A 296-nucleotide genomic window follows, 5' to 3' on the forward strand; every position below is an offset into this window, starting at 1 on the left:
TGGTAGAGGTCGTCTGAAATCTGAGAAAAGAAGATTTGTTCGTAAGGATCAAAATAGGCGTTATCCAGACCGTAGGGATCTTCTTCGGCGGAAGCAGGTCTTGGGGCAGCCTCTTCTTCATATAAATCGTCTTCATCTTCGTCGGCTGCGGAATAAGGCTCGTCCGCTTCGTCGCTGATATCCGGCAACGAAATTTCCCTGCCCTGTTCATCAATATAGAGGAAACCGTCGGCAGTGCGGACAAGACGCATGGAGAACGGCAGCGACCAACCCTGTCCCAGCCAGCCGTTGCCTAT

General features: G+C 51.7%; 1 protein-coding gene. It reads right to left on the reverse strand.

What is annotated here, in order from left to right; translation table 11 throughout:
- On the reverse strand, positions 1-296 hold a 296-nt coding region (locus tag ACTHS3_RS17645; protein ID WP_440368719.1), incomplete at both ends, for a DUF6531 domain-containing protein.

This window comes from Neisseria sp. P0009.S007 (genome assembly GCF_051962515.1).